We start from the raw sequence: 19,785 nt of genomic DNA, 5'->3' as shown, positions 1-19,785 counted from the left end.
AGCAGCCCCGCAGCTCAGCGAGGGCGGAGGCGGAGGCGGAGCAGGACAGGCCGGGGTCAGGACGGGCCGAGGCCGCCCGCGGTGAGGGTGCAGGCGGCCTCGCAGAGGGCGGAGCGGAGGACCCAGGGGTCGGTGGGGCGGGCGGTGCAGTCGGCGCCCGCCGGGGGCATCACCCAGCGCGGGTCGGTGGCGGGCAGCAGTTGGGCGCCGGCCGTACAGGAGCTGCCGGGCAGGTGCCAGGTCGCCGAGGTGCCGACCGGGACGAGGAAGGAGACGGTGGCGCCGTTGCGGCTCTGCAGCACCGCGCCGCAGGCCCGGCGCAACCGCAGGATGTCGACCGCCTCCAGGCCGTGCCGCAGGGCGACCGTCACGGTGTCGAAGGTGGCGACCAGGACGGCGTCCGCGTCGGCGCGCGGACGGCGGACGAGGCCGCCGCCGGACGGGGACCGGCCGGGGCCGCGGTCGTCGGCCGACTCGGGCAGCAGGGCGGGGGCCGCTCCGTCGAGCACCCCGCCGACGGCCGGACGGCGGAACTGCGGTACTCCAGTGGCCGGCATGGGCCCTCCTGTCACCTCGTCGTACCGGAAGCCGTGCCGTCCCGGGTGGGGGTGCCGCCAGGGGAGCGGACGGGGGACGGCGGCGGGGGCTTCCACGTACCAGGACAACGCCGGGCCCGTGCGGCAGGCCACGGGGCGCCTTACAGCAAGGCATGGCATTTCATGGCAGATCCCGGCAACTATGCCCGTTTTGCCCGCAATTGGTGGCACATCGTCCACAAACTCGCTGTGTCCGTGCAGTGACTCCCGGTACTGTCGTGCCGCCCGGCCGTCCACCGGGCCCCATCGGACCCACCCGCGGCCGGGCGTCCCCGCCGTCCCACCGCCGCCCGACCCTCGCACCGCCACCCGCACCACCACGGAGCGCACCATGGCAGCCACCCCACCGGCCGAGCCGAACCGCCCGTCCCCCAACACCGCGATGCGCGCCCTGCGCGGCGACCGCTCACCGGGCGAGTTCGCCGTGGTCGTGCGCCGGGCGGCCCGCGAGATCGGCGAGCACGTCTCCTGCGACGCCCGGTACGTCGGGCGGGTCGAGTCCGGCGAGATCCGCTGTCCCAACTACGCGTACGAGCGGGTGTTCCGGCACATGTGGCCGGACCGCTCGCTCACCGACCTCGGCTTCGTCCCCCGCACCGCGGTGCGCCGCCGGCCGCCCGACGGCGGGGGCGGCGGACCGCGGGGCGGTCCCGACCGGGGCGCCGGGGCGCCACCGCCCCTCCATCCGCCGTTCCCGCCCCTGCCCGCCCCGCGCTCGCCGCTCTCCACCCAACTCCCGTACGCTGCCTCGCCGTACGCGGAACCACCCCCACCGGTCGGGGTTCCGGTGCCGGGGTTCGCGACGGCGCCCGGGGGGCCCGACGAACCGCACCCCTGTGACGAGGAGAACGACGACGTGCGTCGCCGTACGTTCCTGGCCGGCGGCCCTGCCGCACTGGCCTCCGTGATCGGCATCGACCGGCCCGGTCCGGCCGCCGCGGCCCCCGCCCCCCACGGCGAGGCCGCCACCCGCCCGGCGCCGGGCGGCACCGTCCTGCCCGGCCGCCCCGGCCCCGTCCCGCCGCCCCGCAAGGTCGGCGCGGCCGAGGCGCTCGGCGTGGAGCAGGCCGTCCGGGACATCCGGCTGGCCGACGACGCGCACGGCGCCGACGCCCTGTTCGAGCAGGCCGGCCGCTCCCTGCGGGAGGCCTACCTCCTGCTCGACGCCTGCGAGTACTCCACCGACACCGAGCGCAGGCTCCAGGCCGGAGCCGGCGAACTGGCCATCTCGGTGGGCTGGTTGGCCCACGACTCGAACCGGCTCGGGGACGCCCGCTCGTACTACGCGGAGGCACTGGCCACCGCGCGGATGGCCGACGACTCCGCGCTGGAGGCGCACGTCTTCTCCAACAGCGCCTTCCTCGCCCGGGACGCCGGCCGCCCCCGCGAGGCGCTGCGCGCCGCCCAGGCCGGGCAGTCCGCCGCCCGGCACCTCGACTCGCCCCGGCTGCTCGCCCTGCTCACGATGCGCGAGGCCGGCGGCTGGGCGCTGCTGCGGGACCGCGGCGCCTGCGAGCGGGCGATCACCCGGGCCCGCCGGCTGTTCGAGCAGGGCCCCTGCCCGGCCGACCCGGAGTGGATGTCGTTCTTCGGCGAGGCCGAGCTCGCCGGGCTCCAGGCCCAGTGCTGGTCCGCGCTCGGGGACTGGGACCGGGCCAGCGAGCACGCCCGGCTGGCCATAGCGCTCCAGCAGCCGCACTTCGTCCGCAACCGGGTGCTCTACACCGCCGAACTCGCCCACGACCGGCTCGGCCGGGGGGACTTGGCGGGCGCGGCCGAGCACGGGTCGGCCGCCGTCGCGCTGTTCGGCGACGTCCGCTCGGCGCGGATCCGCTCCATGCTCGCGGACACCGCGCAGCGGCTGTGCGAGCACCGGCGGGTGCCGGAGGTGGGGCGGTTCCTGGAGGAGTACGACGCGGCGACGACGGCCGCCTGAGCGGGCGCCGGGCGGCCGGCCGCCCGGCGGGTCAGCGGCGCAGGGTCTCCAGGTGGCCCTGGTCGTTCCACAGCTCGACGGCCGGCGCGCCGTACTCCCAGGACAGGACGCAGAGCGCGGCGGTGCCGAGCTTGAACCGCTGGGCGTACTCGGGCGGCAGGCCGAGCCAGCGGGCGGTCAGGATGCGCAGCAGGTGGCCGTGGGCGAACAGCACGACGTCGCAGTCGGCGCAGTGCATGACCGTGGTGTCCGGGTCCGGCACGCCGTGCCGGGTGTTGAGGTCGGCGAGCAGCGCGTCGACCCGGGCGGCGACGTCGGAGAGCTTCTCGCCACCGGGGACGCCGTCGCGCCAGATCAGCCAGCCGGGCTCGTCGGTGGCGCGGATGTCGGCGCCGGTGCGGCCCTCGTACCGGCCGTAGTCCCACTCCAGGAGTTCGGGGCGCTCCACGGCCCGGTCGCCGAAGCCGGCCAGCTCGCAGGTCTCCTTGGCGCGGCCGAGCGGGCTGGTGTAGACGAGGGCGTCGGGCAGGCCGTTCCAGGGCGCCGCGGCGAGCCGCTCGCCGAGCGCCAGGGCCATCGCCCGGCCCTCCTCGGTCAGCGGGATGTCGGTGCGGCCGGTGTGGCGGCCGGTGGCCGACCAGTCGGTCTCACCGTGGCGGACCAGCAGGATTCGGGCGGGCATGGGCAGGCTCCTCGCGCTCGGGGCGGTGTCGACGGTCGGCCTCGCCATCGAGCGCCGGACTCCATGATCCCCCACGGGTGGGCCTGCCACGATCCCGGTCTCCGCTCCCGCGGCGGGGCGGCGGGTGACGGGGCGGCGGGGCGGCAGACGGCGGGCGGCAGACGGCGGGTGACGGACGGCGGGTGACGGGCCGGACGGGTCCGGTACCTGCGGATGCGCCGCCAACGGCCCGTTCGGGGCGGATTGTCGGAGCCGGATGCGACACTGGGCCGCACCATGAACGTCTCGACGAACGCCCCGCTCCGCGGGCCGGCGGAGCCGCTCGCCCAGCGGCTCGCCGAGCTGCGCGGACCGGCGCCGCAGCGCAGTCTGAACGCCCGAGCCCTCGCCGCCCTGGCCGCCAATCCGGGGTGCCATCGCCGCGCCGTGCTGGACGCCGCCGGGGTGGACAAGTCGGCGCTGGCCGCCCGGCTCGGCCGCCCCGCCCCCTTCGGCCGGTCGCCGTTCGCGCTGGCGCGCGGCGTCGTGTTCGAGGCCCGGCTGAAGGAGAACGGCTACGCGGCGCTGCTGGAGCCGCTGCGCGGCCGGCTCGGCCTGTCCGACGAGGGCGGCCCGCTGCTCGTGCCGGACCTGCTCCGCTCCTCCGGTCCGGCGGTGCGGGCCGACCGGACGGCGGCCGCGCTCGCGGAGGCGGCCGCCGAGGAGCACGCCTGGACCCTCCTCGACCACCCGATGCTGCGGCTGGACGTGGCGGGCTCCACCGCCTACCTGGAGCCGGACGCCGTCGTGGTGCACGGCGGCCGCTGCACCGTCGTGGAGATCAAGTCCTTCCCGGTGCTGGACGGCAGCGCGGACCCGGGCAAGGTGGGCGCCGCCGCCCGGCAGGCCGCCGTCTACGTGCTGGCCCTCCAGGAGGCCGCCGCGGCGCTGGCCGGGCGGCCGGTGGACCCGGACCCGTACGCCGAGCAGCGGCTGCCGGGCAGCCCCCGCACCAGCGTGCTGCTGGTCTGCCCCGAGGACTTCGGCAGCCGGCCGACCGCCGTGCCGGTGGACGTGCGCCGGGAACTGGCCACCACCCGCCGCCAGCTCAGCCGGATGACCGGCATCGAGCGGCTGCTGGCGCTCCTGCCGCCGGGGGCGGACCTGGACCTCTCCCCCGCTCCGGACGGCGCCCCCGTCCGGTCCGCCGAGGAGCTGGACAAGACGGTCGGGGCGGTGCCCGCCGCCTACAGCCCGGACTGCCTCTCCACCTGCGAACTCGGCTTCCACTGCCGCGCCCAGGCCCGCTGCGGGGACCGGGTCGAGCAGCTCGGCCGGGGGGTGCGGGGCGAGCTGGGCAGCATCCGCACGGTGACCGAGGCGCTGACCGTGGCCCGCACCGGCCCGGGCGGGGCCGCGCGGACCGGCGCCGAGGCCGCCGACGGGGACGCCGACGGGGACGCCGAGGGCGACGGGGCCGACGAGGCCGCCGCCCGGCTGGCCTACGCCGCCGCGCTGCGCGCCGAGGCGCTCGGCCGGCCCGCGCCGGCCGGTGCGGGGGCCGAGCGGTGAGCCTGCTGTCCACCCTGGCCCGGCTGGAGGCCGTGCGCAGCGGCCGGGCCGAGCCGCTGGCCACCGTCCGCCACCGGCACCTGTCCGAGCGCCCGTTGGTGTTGGTCCCGCTGACCTCGGCCGGCGAGGACGGCGCGCCGCTGGCCGTGCTGCTGGGCACCGACCGGGACGCGCCGACGCTGCACATCGTGCCGCAGCCGCTCAACCGCACCCTGCGGTCGGACTTCCTGGCCGACCTGGCCGCCGATCTGCTGCCCTACCTGGAGTCCTTCGGCGCCGAGGTCGAGCTGATCGAGGGCTCCGAGAAGGACCCGGAGAGCGGCGAGAAGACCCCGGTCGTCCGCGAGCTGTGCGCGGACGCGCCGCAGCTGATCGTGCCGAACAGCGGGGGCGTGCGGCATCTGGCGCTGCTCGGCCGCTCGACCCGGTTCCGCCGCACCGCCGAGGACGAGGACCCGGGCCCGTTCCCGGCGCCCGCCCGGGTGCCGCTGCTCGGCCGCTGGCTCACCCACCTCGCCGAACGCGCCATGGTGCCCGGCTCCAGCCTGCTGCTGCCGATGACCGGCCTGCTGGCCCGGCACTGGGCCACCGGCCAGAGCCACCTGGAGGACCAGCACCTGGCCGCCCGGCTGGCCTGGCACACTCCGCCGCAGGGGCTGACCGGCGCGGAGGCGGCCGAGCTGGCGGAGACCGGGCGCGGCGCCGACGGCCGGCTGGTCCATCCGCCGGCCGGTCCGACCACCGACCCGGTGTTCGACACCAAGGTGCTGGCCCCGGCGATCGCCCGCTACGACGCGGCCGCGGCGGCCCTGCGCGAGGCCGACGGCACGGGCGCTACGGGCGCCACCGGCGCCGGGGACGCCGAGGCGGCCCGGGAGGCCGTACGGGTCGCCGTCGGCCGGCTGCGCGCCGTCCTGTCCGAGGAACTGCTGCCCACCTGGCACGACGTCTGGCACGGCCTGGACCTGCTGCGCGCCCTGCCCCCGGCCGGCCACCTGCCCGAGCGGTGGACCGGCGACCGCTGGTCGTACACCGGCCACCGGGACCGGCTGGCGGCCGGCGAGCCGCCGCAGCCGCGGCTCGACGACGCCGTGACGGCCGCCCGCAAGCTCGCCCAGCGCGAGCGCGAGCAGACCCGGCTGGACGTCCAGGAGGCGCTGGACGACCCGCTGGCGATGGCCGAGCACCGGCTCGCCGGGGAGGCGTTCAGCGGGGTGGTGACCGAGGTAGTGCCGGACTACGACACCACCGGCCGCTCCCCCAAGCCGCGTCCGCTGGTGACGGTGCGCACCGACGACCGCCCGCACGCCGACCTGGGCCGGGAGGTGCACCGGGTCCGGGAGCCGGCGGCGCCGGAGGCCGGGGCGGGCCCGGCGCAGAAGGCCGTGATCGCGGCGGCCGACCCGGAGGCGGGCACCATCACCGTGCGGATGCTGTCCGGCATGGGGCGCAAGAAGGAGCCCGAGCCGGGGAGCCTGCCCGAGCCGGGCGAGCGGGTCACCTTCACGCTGTTCGAACTGACGGTCCGGCAGGCCGCGCCGCTGCCCGACCCGGACGACACGCCGTGGACGCACGGCGGACCGCCCGGTGCCGTCGTCACCGTGCTGCCGGTCGTGGCCGGCGCCGCCGAGGACTGGGAGTGATCCGCCCGATGAGCACCGAGCAGCCCACCGGCCAGCCCCCCGGCGCGGCCGCCGACGCCGCGGTGGCGCGGATCCTGGAGGCGACCGTCCGGCCCGCCGCCGGCGCCCCGCGCGGCGTGGTGGTGGACTCGCCGCCCGGCGCCGGCAAGTCCACCCTGGTGGTGCGCGCCGCCCGGGAGCTGGTCGGGGCCGGTGAGCGGCTGATGATCGTCGCCCAGACCAACGGCCAGGTGGACGACCTGGTCGACCGACTGGCCGTCAAGGCGCCGGAGCTGACGATCGGCCGACTGCACGCGGCCGACGCCCGCCCGGGGCCGGAGGTGCTGCGGCACGCCAATGTCACACCCTCGGACAAGGTCGCCGAGCTGGCCGAGCTGGACGTGGTGATCTCCACCTCGGCCAAGTGGCAGTGGGTGCGGGCCGAGCAGCCGTGGCGGCACGCGATCGTCGACGAGGCGTACCAGATGCGGTCGGACGCGCTGCTGGCGGTGGCCCGACTGTTCGAGCGGGCCCTGTTCGTCGGCGACCCGGGCCAGCTGGACCCGTTCACCGTGGTCGGCACCGAGCAGTGGGCGGGGCTGTCGTACGACCCGTCGAGCAGCGCGGTGGTCACCCTGCTCGCGCACAACCCGCAGATCGAGCCGCACCGGCTGCCGGTGTCCTGGCGGCTGCCGGCCAGCGCGGCGCCGCTGATCTCGGGGGCGTTCTACCCGTTCACGCCGTTCCGCTCGGGCACCGGCCCCGAGGACCGCTCGCTGACCGCCTCGGTGCGGCCGGACGGCTCGGCGGTGGACGCGGCGATCGACCGGGCGGCCGAGCACGGCTGGGCGCTGCTGGAGCTGCCGGCCCGGCACACCGTGCGCACCGATCCGCAGGCGGTGGCGGCCGTCGCGGCCACCGTGCGCCGGCTGCTGGACCGCGGGCTGACGGCGCACTCCGAGCAGGGCTCGGCCCCGCTCACCGCGGACCGGGTGGCGGTCGGCACGGCGCACCGCGACCAGGCGGCGGCGGTGCGGGCCGCGCTGGTCAAGGCGGGGGTGCCGGTGGACCCGACGGCCGGACCGGCGGTGACGGTGGACACCGCGAACCGGCTGCAGGGGCGCGAGTACGACGTCACGGTGGTGCTGCACCCGCTGTCGGGGCGGCCGGACGCGACCGCGTTCCACCTGGAGACCGGCCGGCTCTGCGTGCTGGCCTCCCGGCACCGGCACGCCTGCATCGTGGTGGCCCGGGCCGGGATCGCGGAGCTGCTGGACGAGCATCCGGCCACCGAACCGGTGCAGTTGAACGTTCCGGTGGCGTTCCCCGACGGCTGGGAGGCCAACCATCGGGTGCTGCACCACCTGTCCGGGCACCGGGTGCGGCTCGGCCGGCCCTGACGACGCCGGGGCGGAACGCCGGGCCGGGGCGGGACGCCGGGCGAAGCGCCCCACGGGCGCCCCACGGGCGTGCGGCGGGCCGGGCCGGCGCGCGGCCGGCCGGCCCAGCCTGTGCGCGCCCCCGGCGCGCCGGTCGGGAATAGCGCCCGGACGCGCACCGTTCCGTTACCGGCCACCGCCGCGAGACAATGGACGGCGGCCCACGACCGGGCGGCGCCCGACCCGTCACAGCCGCCGCCCGCCCCCATCGAGCACCCGGAGGTGTCCGTCCATGCCCGACTCCCATGCGCAGGCGTCCGACCAGAGCGGCCCCGCCGCGGCGGCCGGTCCCGGCGCGGGCGCCGGTGCGGCGTCCGGCCGGCGGCAGCGCCCGGTGCAGCTGCTGTTCGAGCCGCAGGCCGCCGAACCGGAGCCGGAGCGTTTCTTCGACCTGGAGTCGATCGACGACCCGGCCGAGCTGCTGCGCCGCTCCACCGAGCTGGCACTGGCCTTCCGGGCGGCCGCCGAGCGGGCCACCGACTTCCAGGCGGTCGCGGCCGCGCAGCTGGCCGATCCGCGCCGGTTCGACGCGCTGTCCGAGGCCGAGATCGCCGGCCGGGCGGACTGGACCCCGGACTACGCGGCCAAGATGATCGAGTACGGCCGCACCCTGCTCCAGCCCCGGCGGCACGAGGACTGATCCGCCCCCGGACGCCCGCGACCCGGGTCCGTCGCCCCTGGCATATGCCGGAGGAAGCAGAAGGGTACGCCCCCGCCCGCCCCGCTGTCCGGCGAACCACACTTTCCCTCCCGGACATGCCCCGGACACCCCACTCTGCTGTCCGTGGACATCTGGACCTATCAGTCGGTGGAGCACGTGACCGTGGCCGGAGAGGCCTGGCTCGCCTCCGCCAGCGAGTACCCGCGCAGCATGCGCGCCCTCTGGGAGTCCCGCCCGTGGGCGCCCTCGGTGCTGCCCTGCGGCCGGGCCTTCGACGTGATCAGCATGCCGGCGCTGTTCGGCCGCCGGGTCCTGGACGAGCTGTGGGCCTCCGGGCCCGGCTGCGGGCCGGTGGCGGCCGTCCGGGCGCGGACGCTGCTGTTCGTGCAGCCGGGGGCGGCGCCCCGGCTGCGCCGGCTGCTGGCCTGGGAGGAGTGGGCCCGGGACGTGCCGCCGCTGCTCTGCCACGGCAAGGGCGACACGGTGACGGTGCCGCCCTTGCAGCGGCCGGCGGGCGGCCCGGATACGCCCGGGCACGGGCCGGGGCGGTGGATCGTCGCCCCGGAGAGCCGGGAGCCGTGGCTGCCGGGGGCCTCCGTCGTCCTGTGGGCCTGCGTCCGGGCGGCCCGCGAACCCGTCGACGCGCGCTGAGCCGCCCGGGCCGGCGGCCGGGCCGGCCCGGGGCCCGGGAGGTGCGGGTATTCGATTTTGGCCCGACCGCGCCCCGCTGCTACAGTCTTCTCTGTCAGCAGGCGCCGCTAGCTCAGTTGGTTAGAGCAGCTGACTCTTAATCAGCGGGTCCGGGGTTCGAGTCCCTGGCGGCGCACAGACAGCCGGAAGGCCCCTCGTGAGAGCGAGGGGCCTTCCGGCGTTTCCGGGCACGCCCGAAACGGGCCGGCGCGGGCCGGTCCGCAGGCCGGCCGCCGAGGCGGGCGGCCCGCGGACCGGCCCGGCGGGTCAGCGGCCCCGCAGCTCGCGGTAGCGGGCGACCAGCGCGGCGGTGGAGCTGTCCAGCGCCTCCGTGCCCTCGCCGGTCAGCAGCACCGGCTCGATCCGCCGGGCGAGCACCTTGCCCAGCTCGACGCCCCACTGGTCGAAGGAGTCGATGTTCCAGACCGCTCCCTGGACGAACACCTTGTGCTCGTAGAGGGCGACCAGCTGGCCGAGTACCGAGGGGGTCAGCCCGGCGGCCAGCACGGTGGTGGTCGGGTGGTTGCCCCGGAAGGTCTTGTGCGGGACCAGCTCGGCCGGCACGCCCTCGGCGGCGACCTCCTCCGGCGTCTTGCCGAAGGCCAGCGCCTGGGTCTGGGCGAAGAAGTTCGCGAGCAGCAGGTCGTGCTGGGCGACCAGGCCGGGCAGCAGGTCGGCGACCGGCTCGGCGAAGCCGATGAAGTCCGCCGGGATGACCTTGGTCCCCTGGTGCAGCAGCTGGTAGTAGGCGTGCTGGCCGTTGGTGCCGGGGGTGCCCCAGACCACCGGGCCGGTCTGCCAGCCCACCGGGCGGCCGTCGCGGTCCACCGACTTGCCGTTGGACTCCATGTCCAGCTGCTGGAGGTAGGCGGTGAACTTCGACAGATAGTGCGAGTACGGCAGCACGGCGTGCGCCTGGGCGTCGAAGAAGGCGCCGTACCAGACCCCGAGCAGGCCGAGCAGCAGCGGGACGTTCTCCTCCGGCGGGGCGGTGCGGAAGTGCTCGTCGACCAGGTGGAAGCCGTCCAGCATCTCGCGGAAGGCGTCCGGGCCGATGGCGATCATCAGCGAGAGGCCGATCGCCGAGTCGTAGGAGTAGCGGCCGCCGACCCAGTCCCAGAACTCGAACATGTTGGCGGTGTCGATGCCGAAGTCGGCGACGCCCTCGGCGTTGGTGGAGAGCGCGACGAAGTGCTTGGCGACCGCGTCGGTGTCCGCGCCCAGCTCGGTGAGCAGCCAGTTCCGGGCCGAGACCGCGTTGGTGATGGTCTCGATGGTGGTGAAGGTCTTGGAGGCGACGACGAAGAGCGTCTCGGCGGCGTCCAGGTCGCGGACCGCCTCGTGCAGGTCGGCGCCGTCCACGTTGGAGACGAAGCGGACGTCGATGTCCCGCCGGGCGTAGGAGCGCAGCACCTCGTAGGCCATCGCGGGGCCGAGGTCGGAGCCGCCGATGCCGATGTTGACGACGGTGCGGATCCGCTTGCCGGTGTGGCCGCGCCACTCGCCGCCGCGGACCTGCTCGGCGAAGGCGGCCATCTTGTCGAGCACGGCGTGCACGGCGGGGACGACGTTCTCGCCGTCGACCTCGACCACGGCGCCGCGCGGGGCGCGCAGCGCGGTGTGCAGGACGGCGCGGTCCTCGGTGGTGTTGATCTTCTCGCCGCGGAACATGGCGTCCCGCAGGTCGGCGACACCGGTGGCGGCGGCCAGCTCGCGCAGCAGCGCCAGGGTCTCGTCGGTGACGAGCTGCTTGGCGTAGTCGACGTACAGGTCGCCGACCTGGAGGGTGTAGCGGCGGCCGCGCTCCGGGTCGGCGGCGAACAGCTCGCGCAGGTGCGTGTCGCCGAACTCCTCCCGGTGCTTGGCGAGGGCGGCCCACTGCGGGGTGCGGTCCAGCGGGGTACGGGCGTCGGCGCGGGTCTCCGACATCGGTGGCTCCTCGTTTCGTCTGGGTGCAGATACCGGCAGGGCCAGGCGGGAGGGTTTCGCGAGGTCGTGCGGGTACTGGGGGTGCGCCGACTCCGTTGACGGCCTTGCCCGGGGCCAGCCTATGCAACGCCGGACCCTCGGACGCACATTCCGCATCCCGGCGACCTGCCGGGTCCCCCGCCGTTCCCGAGCGCGTCGCGGGGTGTCCGTCCGGCCGTCACGGGACGTCCGCCCGACCCGCCGCGGGGTGGGCCGGACGTCCCGTCAGGTCGGCGCCGACGTCACCGCCGTTCGGAGCGCAGGTCGAGGCCGCGCAGCACCTGGTCGACGAGTTCCGGGTCGGCGCCGGGTTCGGCGCGGGCGATCACCATCTCGCGCCGGGAGGCGGCGATCATCTCCTGCTCGACGCTGTGCGCCGCGCGCCACTGGGCGAGCCGCTGCTTCGCCTCGGTGGCCTCCTCCTCGGCGTAGTTCTCGGGGCAGAGCCGGGCCAGCCGGTCGTGCTGACGGTCCCGCAGGCGGTCGGCGACCTCGGCGGGCAGCCGGTCGGTCTCCTCCAGTTCGCCGAGCCGCCGCAGGCCGGCCTTGGCGGCCCGCCACCAGAGGAGCCGGACCTGCTGCTCGTGCCGGTCGTGGTCGAGGTCGAGCTCGAACCGCTTGGCCAGCCAGGGCAGGGTGAGGCCCTGGACCAGCAGGGTGAAGAGCACCACGCTGAAGGCGATGAAGACCAGCCGGCCGCGCTCCGGGAAGGCCTTGCCGGAGTCCAGGGTGAGCGGGATGGCGAGGGCCAGGGCGACGGTGGCGACCCCGCGCATCCCGGACCACCAGAGCAGCACGCTCTCCTGCCAGCTGATCGGGGTGTCCTCCTCCGAGCCGGAGCGCAGCTTCTGGGAGAGCCAGCCGGCCGGGAGCAGCCAGAGCAGCCGGACCACCACGACCACGGCGATCACCACGGCGGCGTCGCCCAGCATGCCGGTCCAGCCGGAGCCGGCCTCCTTGAGGACGGTGGCCAGTTCGAGGCCGATGAGGCCGAAGGCGACACCGGTGATGAGGATCTCGACGATCTCCCAGAAGGCGTTGCCGACCAGCCGGTAGGCGACGGCGTCCGCGTCGGCGGCCCGCTCGGCGAGGTAGAGGCCGCAGACGACGACGGCGAGCACGCCGGAGCCGTGGACCTCCTCGGCCAGGCTGTAGGCGGCGAAGGGCACCAGCAGGTTGAGCGCGACCTGCTGGGTGGGGTCCTCCAGGAGCGCGGCGAGCTTGGTGTTGGCCCAGCCGAGGGCGACGCCGATGACGACCGCGAGGACCGCCGAGAGGACGAAGCGCAGGACGGCGTGGCCGCCGGAGAAGTCGCCGCCGACCACCGCGTCGATGGCCAGCGAGTAGACGACGATCGCGGTGACGTCGTTGAACAGGCCCTCGCTCTCCAGGATGGCGACCAGCCGGCGGGGCAGGCCGACGCTGCCGGCCACGGCGACGGCGGCGACCGGGTCGGGCGGGGAGACCAGGGCGCCGAGCGCGATGGCGGCGGCGATCGGCAGTCCGGGCAGCAGCCAGTGCACGGTGCCGGCCACGGCGGCGGTGGTGACCACCACCAGGGCGACGGCGAGCAGCAGGATGGAGCGGATGTTGGCCTTGAAGTAGCGGACCGAGGAGCGCCGGGCGACGGCGAAGATCAGCGGTGGCAGGACCAGCGGCAGGATCAGCTCGGGGTCGATGGAGATGTCGGGGATCTGCGGGATCAGCGCCATGGCGATGCCCAGCAGGGTCATCAGCACCGGTTGGGGCACGCCGGTGCGGCGGGCCAGCGGCATGGTCACCACGGAGGCGAGCAGCACCAGGAAGAGCAGGGGCAGCTGGCCCACGGGGAACGTCCTCTCGACGGCGGGCGGAATCGCACGGGTGCGCGGGCCCGGACATGGCCCGGGCCGCCGTCGAGGATAAATCTGACAATGAGCTCAACTGGGACGACACGCCGGAGAGGGGTTGACCTCAAGGGCGCTTCACCCCGCAGGATCGGGGGACCCGAGACAGGACCCGAGACAGGACCCGACAGGAGTGCCCGCGATGAAGGCAGTGACCGTCCCCCGGTTCGGCGGCCCCGAGGTGCTGCGGGTGACCGCGGTACCCGACCCCTCCCCCGGCCCCGGCCAGGTGCGGATCCGGGTCTACGCCGCCGGAGTGCAGCCGGTGGACCTCGCGATCCGGGAGGGCCGGGCCCCGGCCGGCGTCGAGCTCACCCCCGGACTGATCCCCGGCAACGAGTTCGCCGGGGTGGTGGACCGGCTCGGGGAGGGCGTCGACGACTGGGCGGTCGGGGACGAGGTGCTGGGCTTCCGGCTGCTGGGCTGCGCCGCCGAGCTGGTCGCGGCCGACGCCGCGCAGCTGGTGCGCAAGCCGGCCGGGATGCCCTGGGAGCACGCGGGCGCGCTGTCCGCCTCCGGGCAGACCGCGCACCTCGCGCTCACCGAGCTGAAGGTCGGCGAGGGCGACACCGTGCTCGTGCACGGCGCCGCCGGCGGGGTCGGCACGGTCGCCGTCCAGCTGGCCCGGGCCTGGGGCGCCACGGTGGTCGGCACCGCGAGCGAGCGCAACCACGGCTACCTGCGGGAGCTGGGCGCGATGCCGGTCGCGTACGGCGAGGGACTGGTCGAGCGGGTCCGGGCGGCGGCGCCGCAGGGTGTGGACGCGGCCTTCGACGCGGCCGGGCGCGGGGCGCTGGAGGCCTCCGTCGAGCTGGTCGCCGACCGGGCGCGGATCGGCACCGTGGTCGACTACCCGGTGGCCCGGCGCCTGGGCGTCCTGGGGATCCGGGGGCAGCGGACGGCGGCCCGGCTGGCCGAGCTGGTCGGCCTCTGGGAGGCGGGCGGGCTGCGGCTGGAGATCGCCGACACCTTCCCGCTGGGGCGGACGGCCGACGCGCACCGGCTGGTCGGCACCGGCCACGTCCGGGGGAAGGTCGTGCTCACCCCCTGACCGGTCCCGGGCGGGGCTCCGGGCCGATTGTGTGTTTCGGTCGCTGACCAGGTAATGTCTTCCCCGTCAGCAAGCGCCGCTAGCTCAGTTGGTTAGAGCAGCTGACTCTTAATCAGCGGGTCCGGGGTTCGAGTCCCTGGCGGCGCACAGACAGCCGGAAGGCCCCTCGTGAGAGCGAGGGGCCTTCCGGCGTTTCCGGCCGGAGCCGGTCGGCGTCGACCGACTCCGACCGGCTCCCGTTCAGTGCGGGATGGCGGCGATCAGCTCGGAGGCGCCCTGCCGCTTGAGGGCCAGGGCGGCCGCGGTGCCGAGGTCCTCCGGGCTCAGCGAACCGGCCCACTCGTGGGCGTCCAGGACCTGCTTGCCGTCCGGGGTGAAGACCCGGCCGCGCAGCGACAGCCGGCCGTCCGCCTCGGCCCGGGCGTAGCCGGCGATCGGCGAGTTGCAGTGGCCCTGGAGCACGTGCAGGAACATCCGCTCGGCGCTCGCCTCGCGCCAGGTCGGGTGGTCGCCGAGGCCGGTGACCGCGTCGATGGTGAGGGTGTCCTCGGCGCGGCACTGCAGGGCGAGGATCCCGGCGCCGATCGGCGGGCACATCACGTCGAGCGGCAGCACCTCGCTGATCCGCGCGGTCTCGCCGATCCGCTCCAGCCCGGACAGCGCGAGCAGCAGCGCGTCCGCCTCCCCCGCCGCGAGCTTGGCCAGCCGGCTGTTGGCGTTGCCGCGCATCGGCACGCACGCCAGGTGGGGGTGGGAGGCGGCGAGCTGGGCGCGGCGGCGGACCGAGGAGGTGCCGATCCGGGTGCCGGCCGGCAGCTCGTCCAGGGCCAGGCCGCCGGGGTGGACGAGCGCGTCGCGGATGTCGTCGCGGCGCAGGTGGGCGGCGAACACCGTGCCGGCCGGCAGCGGGCGGTCGGCCGGCACGTCCTTGAGGCAGTGGACGGCGAGGTCCGCCTCGCCGGCGAGCAGTGCGGCGTCCACCTCCTTGGTGAACGCGCCCTTGCCGCCGAGCCGGGCGAGATCGCCCATCCAGCGGTCGCCGGAGGTGGTCACCGGCACCACCTCGGTGCGCAACCCCGGGTGCAGGGCGGCGAGTTCGGCCCTGACCCGCTCGACCTGGGCGAGCGCCATCGGCGAGGAGCGGGACACGATGCGGATCAACTCTGCGGTGGTCATTGCTGGATGATAGGTCGTCATGACACCGCGGCCGGTTCCGGGTCACCCGGGCGGCGGCGCGGCGCGGGCCCGGGCATCCGGGCGATCAGGTGCTCGGCCACCACCAGGTTGATCAGCCAGCTGGTCCAGGCGGCGGTCGCGTAGGCCTGCTCGAACGGGACGCCCGCGAGGTCCATCACCGGCAGCCAGACCCGCAGTGTGGCGGCGGCGAGGATCAGGGCGAAGGAGCGGGTGGCCCAGGCCCGGTGCCGGGCGGGATCGCGGCGCAGCGCGGCCCGCCAGGCCAGGGCCGAGGAGAGCAGCAGCAGGACGGCCAGCGCGGTGAAGCCGATCGGAGCGACGGGGCCGACCATCCCGGACGGCGCCAGCAGCAGGCCGCCGGTGCCGCTGGCCAGCACGGCGAGCAGGTAGAGCCGGCCGGTCAGCCGGTGCGGGCCCGGGCGGCGGGCGCGCAGCCGGGGCAGGAACTGCCAGGGGCCGAGCAGGATCGCCAGCACCCCGCCGCCGACGTGCAGGGTGAGCGGGACGCGGTGGGCCAGGTAGACGGCGCGCTGCCGGTCGAGGTAGACGTCCGGGTCGAGGGTCAGGTAGCGGGCGGTGAGCAGCGCGGTGGCGAAGGCCAGCACGGCGACCGTCCACCAGCCGGCCCGGGCGGACCGCCCGGGACGCGGCGCGGCGCGGGCGGCGGTCGGGGCGGATTCGGTGGTCGGGGCGGGGGCGCCGGTCGGGGCGCGGGGGTCCGGAGCGTTCACGGTCCGGACGCTACGGACCGCGGCGGCCCGCCCGCGTCCGCCCGGCGAGGTCCCGCGGCCTGCCCCGAACGGGGGTCCGCAATACCCCAGCAGGGCGATGCGCGGGCCGGACGGCCGCCGCTACCGTACGGCCCGTGCGCCCGCACCACCGCGCGGCGGCCACTGCCCCGACACCGGAGCCGCCATGAGTTCCCCGCCGTACACCCGGGCGATCCCCGCGGTCCCGCTGACCCGGCGTCCGGTCCCCGCACTCCGGGCGGTGCCGGCCGGGCGCTGGGACGCGGCCCTGGCCGGGGTGTTCCTGCTGCTCATGGTGGTCGAACGGATCGGCGCGGCGGACCGGCTGCACGGCGGCCTGCCGCTCGCCCTCGCGCTGAGCGCGGCGGTGGCCGGCCCGCTGGCGGTGCGCCGCACCAGGCCGCTGGCCGGGTACCTGGTCGGGGCGGCCGCGCTCTCGGCGGAGGCGCTGTTCGTGCTGCCGAGCCCGCTCTCGCCGTACGCCGACCTCGTCGCCCTCTACTCGCTCGGCCTGTACGCGCCCCGGCGGCGCGCCTGGTTCGGCCCGTTCGCGGCCCTGCTCGGGATGGCCGCGTACTTCGCCGACCTCGGCCGGGCCTATCCGGTCATCCCGGCCGGGGTGCTGTTCCTCTGGCTGCTCGGCTGGGCGGTCGGCTACGGGACGGCCCGGCGGAGCGAGCAGCGCGAGGCCGCCCGGCTGCTGCTGCGCCGGGAGGTGGTCGCCGAGGAGCGGGCCCGGCTGGCCCGGGAGCTGCACGACTCGGTGGGCCACACCCTGAACGTGGTGCTGGTCCAGGCCGGGGCCGCCCGCCGGCTGCTCGACCGCGAGCCGGAGCGCACCCGGGAGCTGCTCCGCGGGATGGAGCACACCGGGCGGGAGGCGCTCGACGACCTCGACCGCGTGCTCGGTCTGCTGCGGCGCGGCGCGGGCGGCTGGGACGAGGCGGAGGGGACGGAGGGGGCGGCGCCGCAGCCCGGGATCGCCGACCTGGAGCGGCTGGCCGAGCGGCTCGGCGGGGCCGGGCCGCGGGTGCGGGTGCGGATCGACCCGGCCGCCCGCCGGGTGCCGCGCAGCCTGGACGTGTCGGCGTTCCGGATCGTCCAGGAGGCGCTCACCAACACGGTCAAGCACGCGGGCGCCCGGTCGGTCGGGGTCACCGTCCGGTGCGCCGCCGGCCGGCTCACCGTCGAGGTGTGCGACGACGGGCGGGGCGTCCCCGCCGGGTACACGCCGGGCCGCGGGCTGCTGGGCGTGGCGGAGCGGGTCTCGGTCCTCGGCGGCCGGGTGGAGCACGGACCGGGCGAGCCGGGCGGGTTCCGGCTGCGCGCCGAGCTGCCCGTCCCGTGACGGCCGTGCGGGGGCCGGCGGCCGGGCGGGTGCGGGTCGTGGTGGCCGACGACGACGCGCTGCTGCGCGCCGGGGTCCGTCTGGTGTTGGAGACCGACGACCGGATCGAGGTGGTCGGCCAGGCGGCGGACGGGCTGGCGGCGGTCGCCCGCTGCCGGGAGCTGCTGCCGGACGTGGTGCTGATGGACGTCCGGATGCCCGGGGTCGACGGGGTGGAGGCGACCCGGCGGATCACCGCCGCCGGGCTGCCCACCCGGGTGCTGGTGCTGACCACCTTCCACCACGACGACTACGTGTGGGGGGCGCTGCGGGCCGGGGCGGCCGGCTTCCTGCTGAAGCGGGCCTCGGCCGAGCGGCTCGTCGACGCGGTGCACACCCTGGCCGCGGGCGAGTCCGTGCTGGACCCGGCGGTCACCCGGGACCTGGTCGCCCAGGTGGTCGGCCGGGGCGGCGTGCAGCCCCCGCCGCCGCCGGAGGACACCCGGCTGGCCCAGCTGACGGCGCGCGAGCGGGAGGTGCTGCGGCTGGCGGCCGAGGGGCGCTCCAACCGGGAGATCGCCGCGCTGCTGGTGCTCGCCGAGTCGACGGTGAAGACCCACATGAAGCGGATCCTCGCGAAGATCGACGCCCGAGACCGGGCGCAGGCGGTGGCCATCTCCTACCGCGCCGGGCTGATGCCGCCCCGGGACCCGCCGGGCGGGTCCTGAGCACTGCGGTCACCCGGTGCCGCCGGGGCGGGGGCCGGGGAAGGCGTGGGTGCGGGCGGCGAGGACGACGCCGAGGACGGGCAGCAGCAGGAGCAGCACCGCCCACGGGAAGGAGCCGGTGCCGAGCCGGTCGAGCAGCAGGCCGCCGGCCACGCCCCCGCCGGCCATCGCCGCGTTCCACAGGGTGACCAGCATCGCCTGCGCCGCGTCCGCCTGCTCGCCGCCCGCGTTCCCGGCGGCGGTCTGCAGCAGGGTCGGGACGCCGCCCCAGCCGAGCCCCCAGAGCACGGCGGCGGCGTAGACGGCGGCGGCGCTGCCGGTCGCCAGGCCGAGCACCGCCGCGGCGGCGGCGACCAGCAGGGTCGAGGCGACGGTGAGCGCGCGCAGCCGGCGGTGGATCTGCGCGCCGGTGAACCAGATGCCCGCCAGCGAGGCCACGCCGAAGGCGAGCAGCACCGCGTCGGTGGCGCCGCCCATGCCGCGCCGGTCGAGGAAGGGCGCGATGTAGGTGTAGAGGACGGTGTGGGCGAGGACGAACACGAAGGTGACGGCGAGCACGGGGGTGACGCCGGGGACGGCGAGGGCGCGCAGCACCGGGGTCCGCTCGCCGCGGGCCCGGCCGGGCACCTCGGGGACGGCCGCGGCGATCCAGCCGGTCACGCCGAGGGCGATCGCGGTCATCAGCAGGAAGGCCACCCACCACCCGAGCACCTCGCCGAGGAAGGCCCCGGCGGGCACGCCCAGCGACAGGGCGAGCGGCGCTCCGGTCATCGCGACGGCGATGGCCCGGCCCTGGAGCTCGGGCGGCGCGAGCCGGCGGGCGTATCCGGCGAGCAGGGCCCAGGCGAGGCCGGCGGCGACCCCGGCGACGAACCGAGCGGCCATGGTGAGCGGGTAGTCGGTGGACAGCGCGGTGACGGTGTTGGCGGCGGCGAAGCCGAGCATCGCGGTGAGCAGCAGGCGCCGCCGGCCCCAGCCGGCGGTGGCCGCGGTGAGCGGGACGGCGGTGAGGGCGGTGCCGAGGGCGTAGACGGTGACGGACTGGCCCATCGCGGACTCGCCCACGCCGAGGTCGGCGCTCATGGCGGGCAGGACGCCAGCGGGTAGGGTCTCGGTGAGGGCGGTGACGAAGACGGCGGTGGCGAGGGCGAGGAGGGCGGGCAGGGGCAGGCCCGTCCGCCGGCCGGGGTCGGCGGGATCAGTGGGATCGGTGGCGGTGGTGGGATGGTCGGTGGTCCGGGAAGTGGTCCGCATGGCGGCTATGCTCAAACCCTCACATTGGTGTGAGGGTCAACGCGACCGGCTGTGAGGTGGGGCACATGCGGATCGGCGAGCTGTCCGAGCGGACCGGGGCGTCCCGGCGGCTGCTGCGCTACTACGAGGAGCAGGGGCTGATCGCGGCCGGACGCTGCGCGAACGGCTACCGCGCGTACGACGGCACGACGGTGGACCGGGTGCTGCAGATCCGGGGCCTGCTCGACGCGGGGCTGCCGACCCGGATCATCAAACAGATCCTGCCCTGCCTCAGCAAGCCCCGGACGATCCACTTCGAGGACGCCACGCCGGAGATGATCGCCACCCTGGAAGAGGAGTTGGCGGGGATGAGCGCGCGGATCGCCTGCCTGACCCGCAACCGGGACGCGATCGCCGAGTACCTGGCGGTGGTCCGGGTGGACCGCTGAGCGACGGGTCCGGGACCCGT

Annotated in this window: 17 protein-coding genes and 2 tRNA genes; 12 read left to right on the top strand and 7 right to left on the bottom strand. The window is 76.4% G+C overall.

Annotated elements, in window-relative coordinates; genetic code table 11:
• Nucleotides 1-56 precede the first annotated feature (56 nt).
• On the bottom strand, nucleotides 57-557 hold the full coding sequence (locus ACFCLZ_RS25190; RefSeq protein WP_380279488.1) for a hypothetical protein: 501 nt from the start codon (nucleotides 555-557) through the stop codon (nucleotides 57-59).
• Between the two features lie 370 nt (nucleotides 558-927).
• Here ACFCLZ_RS25190 and ACFCLZ_RS25185 point away from each other — a divergent pair, with 370 nt between their 5' ends.
• On the top strand, nucleotides 928-2,532 hold the full coding sequence (locus ACFCLZ_RS25185) for a tetratricopeptide repeat protein (protein ID WP_380279486.1): 1,605 nt from the start codon (nucleotides 928-930) through the stop codon (nucleotides 2,530-2,532).
• Between the two features lie 31 nt (nucleotides 2,533-2,563).
• Here ACFCLZ_RS25185 and ACFCLZ_RS25180 read toward each other — a convergent pair whose 3' ends face one another.
• Nucleotides 2,564-3,214 carry a histidine phosphatase family protein gene (locus ACFCLZ_RS25180; RefSeq protein ID WP_380279484.1) on the bottom strand — a complete coding sequence of 217 codons (651 nt, stop codon included), beginning with the start codon at nucleotides 3,212-3,214 and terminating at the stop codon, nucleotides 2,564-2,566.
• 276 nt (nucleotides 3,215-3,490) lie between these two features.
• On the opposite strand from ACFCLZ_RS25180, the gene ACFCLZ_RS25175 reads away from it, so the two are divergent.
• From ACFCLZ_RS25175 to ACFCLZ_RS25150, 6 genes are all read left to right on the top strand, one after another.
• A complete protein-coding gene (locus tag ACFCLZ_RS25175) occupies nucleotides 3,491-4,765 on the top strand; it encodes a hypothetical protein (protein WP_380279482.1) in 1,275 nt (424 codons plus the stop codon).
• Entirely contained in the window at nucleotides 4,762-6,408 is a 1,647-nt protein-coding gene (locus ACFCLZ_RS25170) for a hypothetical protein (RefSeq protein ID WP_380279480.1), read from the top strand. The genes ACFCLZ_RS25175 and ACFCLZ_RS25170 overlap by 4 nt, the downstream gene beginning before the upstream one ends.
• A gap of 8 nt (nucleotides 6,409-6,416) precedes the next feature.
• A complete protein-coding gene (locus tag ACFCLZ_RS25165) occupies nucleotides 6,417-7,787 on the top strand; it encodes an AAA family ATPase (RefSeq protein WP_380279478.1) in 1,371 nt (456 codons plus the stop codon).
• A gap of 271 nt (nucleotides 7,788-8,058) precedes the next feature.
• Nucleotides 8,059-8,466, top strand: a complete 408-nt coding sequence (locus ACFCLZ_RS25160) for a hypothetical protein (RefSeq protein ID WP_380279476.1) — start codon at nucleotides 8,059-8,061, stop codon at nucleotides 8,464-8,466.
• 144 nt (nucleotides 8,467-8,610) lie between these two features.
• Nucleotides 8,611-9,138 (top strand): bifunctional DNA primase/polymerase, encoded by a 528-nt coding sequence (locus ACFCLZ_RS25155; protein ID WP_380279474.1) that lies wholly within the window; start codon nucleotides 8,611-8,613, stop codon nucleotides 9,136-9,138.
• 101 nt (nucleotides 9,139-9,239) lie between these two features.
• Nucleotides 9,240-9,313: transfer RNA gene (locus ACFCLZ_RS25150), tRNA-Lys, on the top strand.
• Between the two features lie 131 nt (nucleotides 9,314-9,444).
• Here ACFCLZ_RS25150 and pgi read toward each other — a convergent pair.
• Together pgi and ACFCLZ_RS25140 are read right to left on the bottom strand one after the other, a co-directional pair.
• Nucleotides 9,445-11,106 (bottom strand): glucose-6-phosphate isomerase, encoded by a 1,662-nt coding sequence (gene pgi / locus ACFCLZ_RS25145; protein WP_380279472.1) that lies wholly within the window; start codon nucleotides 11,104-11,106, stop codon nucleotides 9,445-9,447.
• A 281-nt stretch (nucleotides 11,107-11,387) separates the two neighbouring features.
• Nucleotides 11,388-12,971, bottom strand: a complete 1,584-nt coding sequence (locus ACFCLZ_RS25140; protein ID WP_380279470.1) for a Na+/H+ antiporter — start codon at nucleotides 12,969-12,971, stop codon at nucleotides 11,388-11,390.
• Nucleotides 12,972-13,173: 202 nt separating this feature from the next.
• Between ACFCLZ_RS25140 and ACFCLZ_RS25135 the strand changes: the two genes are divergently transcribed.
• Both ACFCLZ_RS25135 and ACFCLZ_RS25130 read left to right on the top strand, forming a co-directional pair.
• On the top strand, nucleotides 13,174-14,082 hold the full coding sequence (locus ACFCLZ_RS25135) for an NADP-dependent oxidoreductase (protein ID WP_380279468.1): 909 nt from the start codon (nucleotides 13,174-13,176) through the stop codon (nucleotides 14,080-14,082).
• 73 nt (nucleotides 14,083-14,155) lie between these two features.
• Nucleotides 14,156-14,229, top strand: a tRNA-Lys gene (locus ACFCLZ_RS25130).
• Between the two features lie 93 nt (nucleotides 14,230-14,322).
• Here ACFCLZ_RS25130 and hemC read toward each other — a convergent pair.
• Both hemC and ACFCLZ_RS25120 read right to left on the bottom strand, forming a co-directional pair.
• Complete coding sequence (gene hemC, locus ACFCLZ_RS25125; RefSeq protein ID WP_380279466.1) at nucleotides 14,323-15,258, bottom strand: hydroxymethylbilane synthase; 936 nt, start codon at nucleotides 15,256-15,258, stop codon at nucleotides 14,323-14,325.
• Between the two features lie 17 nt (nucleotides 15,259-15,275).
• Nucleotides 15,276-16,010, bottom strand: coding sequence for a DUF2306 domain-containing protein (locus tag ACFCLZ_RS25120; protein WP_380279464.1), 735 nt, complete (start codon nucleotides 16,008-16,010; stop codon nucleotides 15,276-15,278).
• A 184-nt stretch (nucleotides 16,011-16,194) separates the two neighbouring features.
• Between ACFCLZ_RS25120 and ACFCLZ_RS25115 the strand changes: the two genes are divergently transcribed.
• Both ACFCLZ_RS25115 and ACFCLZ_RS25110 read left to right on the top strand, forming a co-directional pair.
• On the top strand, nucleotides 16,195-17,376 hold the full coding sequence (locus ACFCLZ_RS25115) for a sensor histidine kinase (RefSeq protein ID WP_380279463.1): 1,182 nt from the start codon (nucleotides 16,195-16,197) through the stop codon (nucleotides 17,374-17,376).
• 5 nt (nucleotides 17,377-17,381) lie between these two features.
• Nucleotides 17,382-18,083: a response regulator gene (locus ACFCLZ_RS25110; RefSeq protein WP_380286277.1), complete on the top strand. Its 702-nt coding sequence runs from the start codon at nucleotides 17,382-17,384 to the stop codon at nucleotides 18,081-18,083.
• Nucleotides 18,084-18,092: 9 nt separating this feature from the next.
• Here ACFCLZ_RS25110 and ACFCLZ_RS25105 read toward each other — a convergent pair whose 3' ends face one another.
• A complete protein-coding gene (locus tag ACFCLZ_RS25105) occupies nucleotides 18,093-19,337 on the bottom strand; it encodes an MFS transporter (RefSeq protein WP_380279462.1) in 1,245 nt (414 codons plus the stop codon).
• A gap of 65 nt (nucleotides 19,338-19,402) precedes the next feature.
• On the opposite strand from ACFCLZ_RS25105, the gene ACFCLZ_RS25100 reads away from it, so the two are divergent.
• A complete protein-coding gene (locus ACFCLZ_RS25100; RefSeq protein ID WP_380279460.1) occupies nucleotides 19,403-19,765 on the top strand; it encodes a MerR family transcriptional regulator in 363 nt (120 codons plus the stop codon).
• Nucleotides 19,766-19,785: the final 20 nt, after the last annotated feature.

Origin of the sequence: Kitasatospora purpeofusca (assembly GCF_042691725.1) — a bacterium.
GTDB lineage: Bacteria > Actinomycetota > Actinomycetes > Streptomycetales > Streptomycetaceae > Kitasatospora > Kitasatospora purpeofusca_B.
Note: the sequence above shows the minus strand (reverse complement) of the source record. Positions and strands in the feature narration are given on the sequence as shown.

Coding starts and splice junctions, on each gene's coding strand:
- ACFCLZ_RS25190 (WP_380279488.1), bottom strand. CDS start 557: ATGCCGGCCACTGGAGTACCGCAGTTCCGCCGTCCGGCCGTCGGCGGG.
- ACFCLZ_RS25185 (WP_380279486.1), top strand. CDS start 928: ATGGCAGCCACCCCACCGGCCGAGCCGAACCGCCCGTCCCCCAACACC.
- ACFCLZ_RS25180 (WP_380279484.1), bottom strand. CDS start 3,214: ATGCCCGCCCGAATCCTGCTGGTCCGCCACGGTGAGACCGACTGGTCG.
- ACFCLZ_RS25175 (WP_380279482.1), top strand. CDS start 3,491: ATGAACGTCTCGACGAACGCCCCGCTCCGCGGGCCGGCGGAGCCGCTC.
- ACFCLZ_RS25165 (WP_380279478.1), top strand. CDS start 6,417: ATGAGCACCGAGCAGCCCACCGGCCAGCCCCCCGGCGCGGCCGCCGAC.
- ACFCLZ_RS25160 (WP_380279476.1), top strand. CDS start 8,059: ATGCCCGACTCCCATGCGCAGGCGTCCGACCAGAGCGGCCCCGCCGCG.
- pgi (WP_380279472.1), bottom strand. CDS start 11,106: ATGTCGGAGACCCGCGCCGACGCCCGTACCCCGCTGGACCGCACCCCG.
- ACFCLZ_RS25135 (WP_380279468.1), top strand. CDS start 13,174: ATGAAGGCAGTGACCGTCCCCCGGTTCGGCGGCCCCGAGGTGCTGCGG.
- hemC (WP_380279466.1), bottom strand. CDS start 15,258: ATGACCACCGCAGAGTTGATCCGCATCGTGTCCCGCTCCTCGCCGATG.
- ACFCLZ_RS25115 (WP_380279463.1), top strand. CDS start 16,195: ATGAGTTCCCCGCCGTACACCCGGGCGATCCCCGCGGTCCCGCTGACC.
- ACFCLZ_RS25105 (WP_380279462.1), bottom strand. CDS start 19,337: ATGCGGACCACTTCCCGGACCACCGACCATCCCACCACCGCCACCGAT.
- ACFCLZ_RS25100 (WP_380279460.1), top strand. CDS start 19,403: ATGCGGATCGGCGAGCTGTCCGAGCGGACCGGGGCGTCCCGGCGGCTG.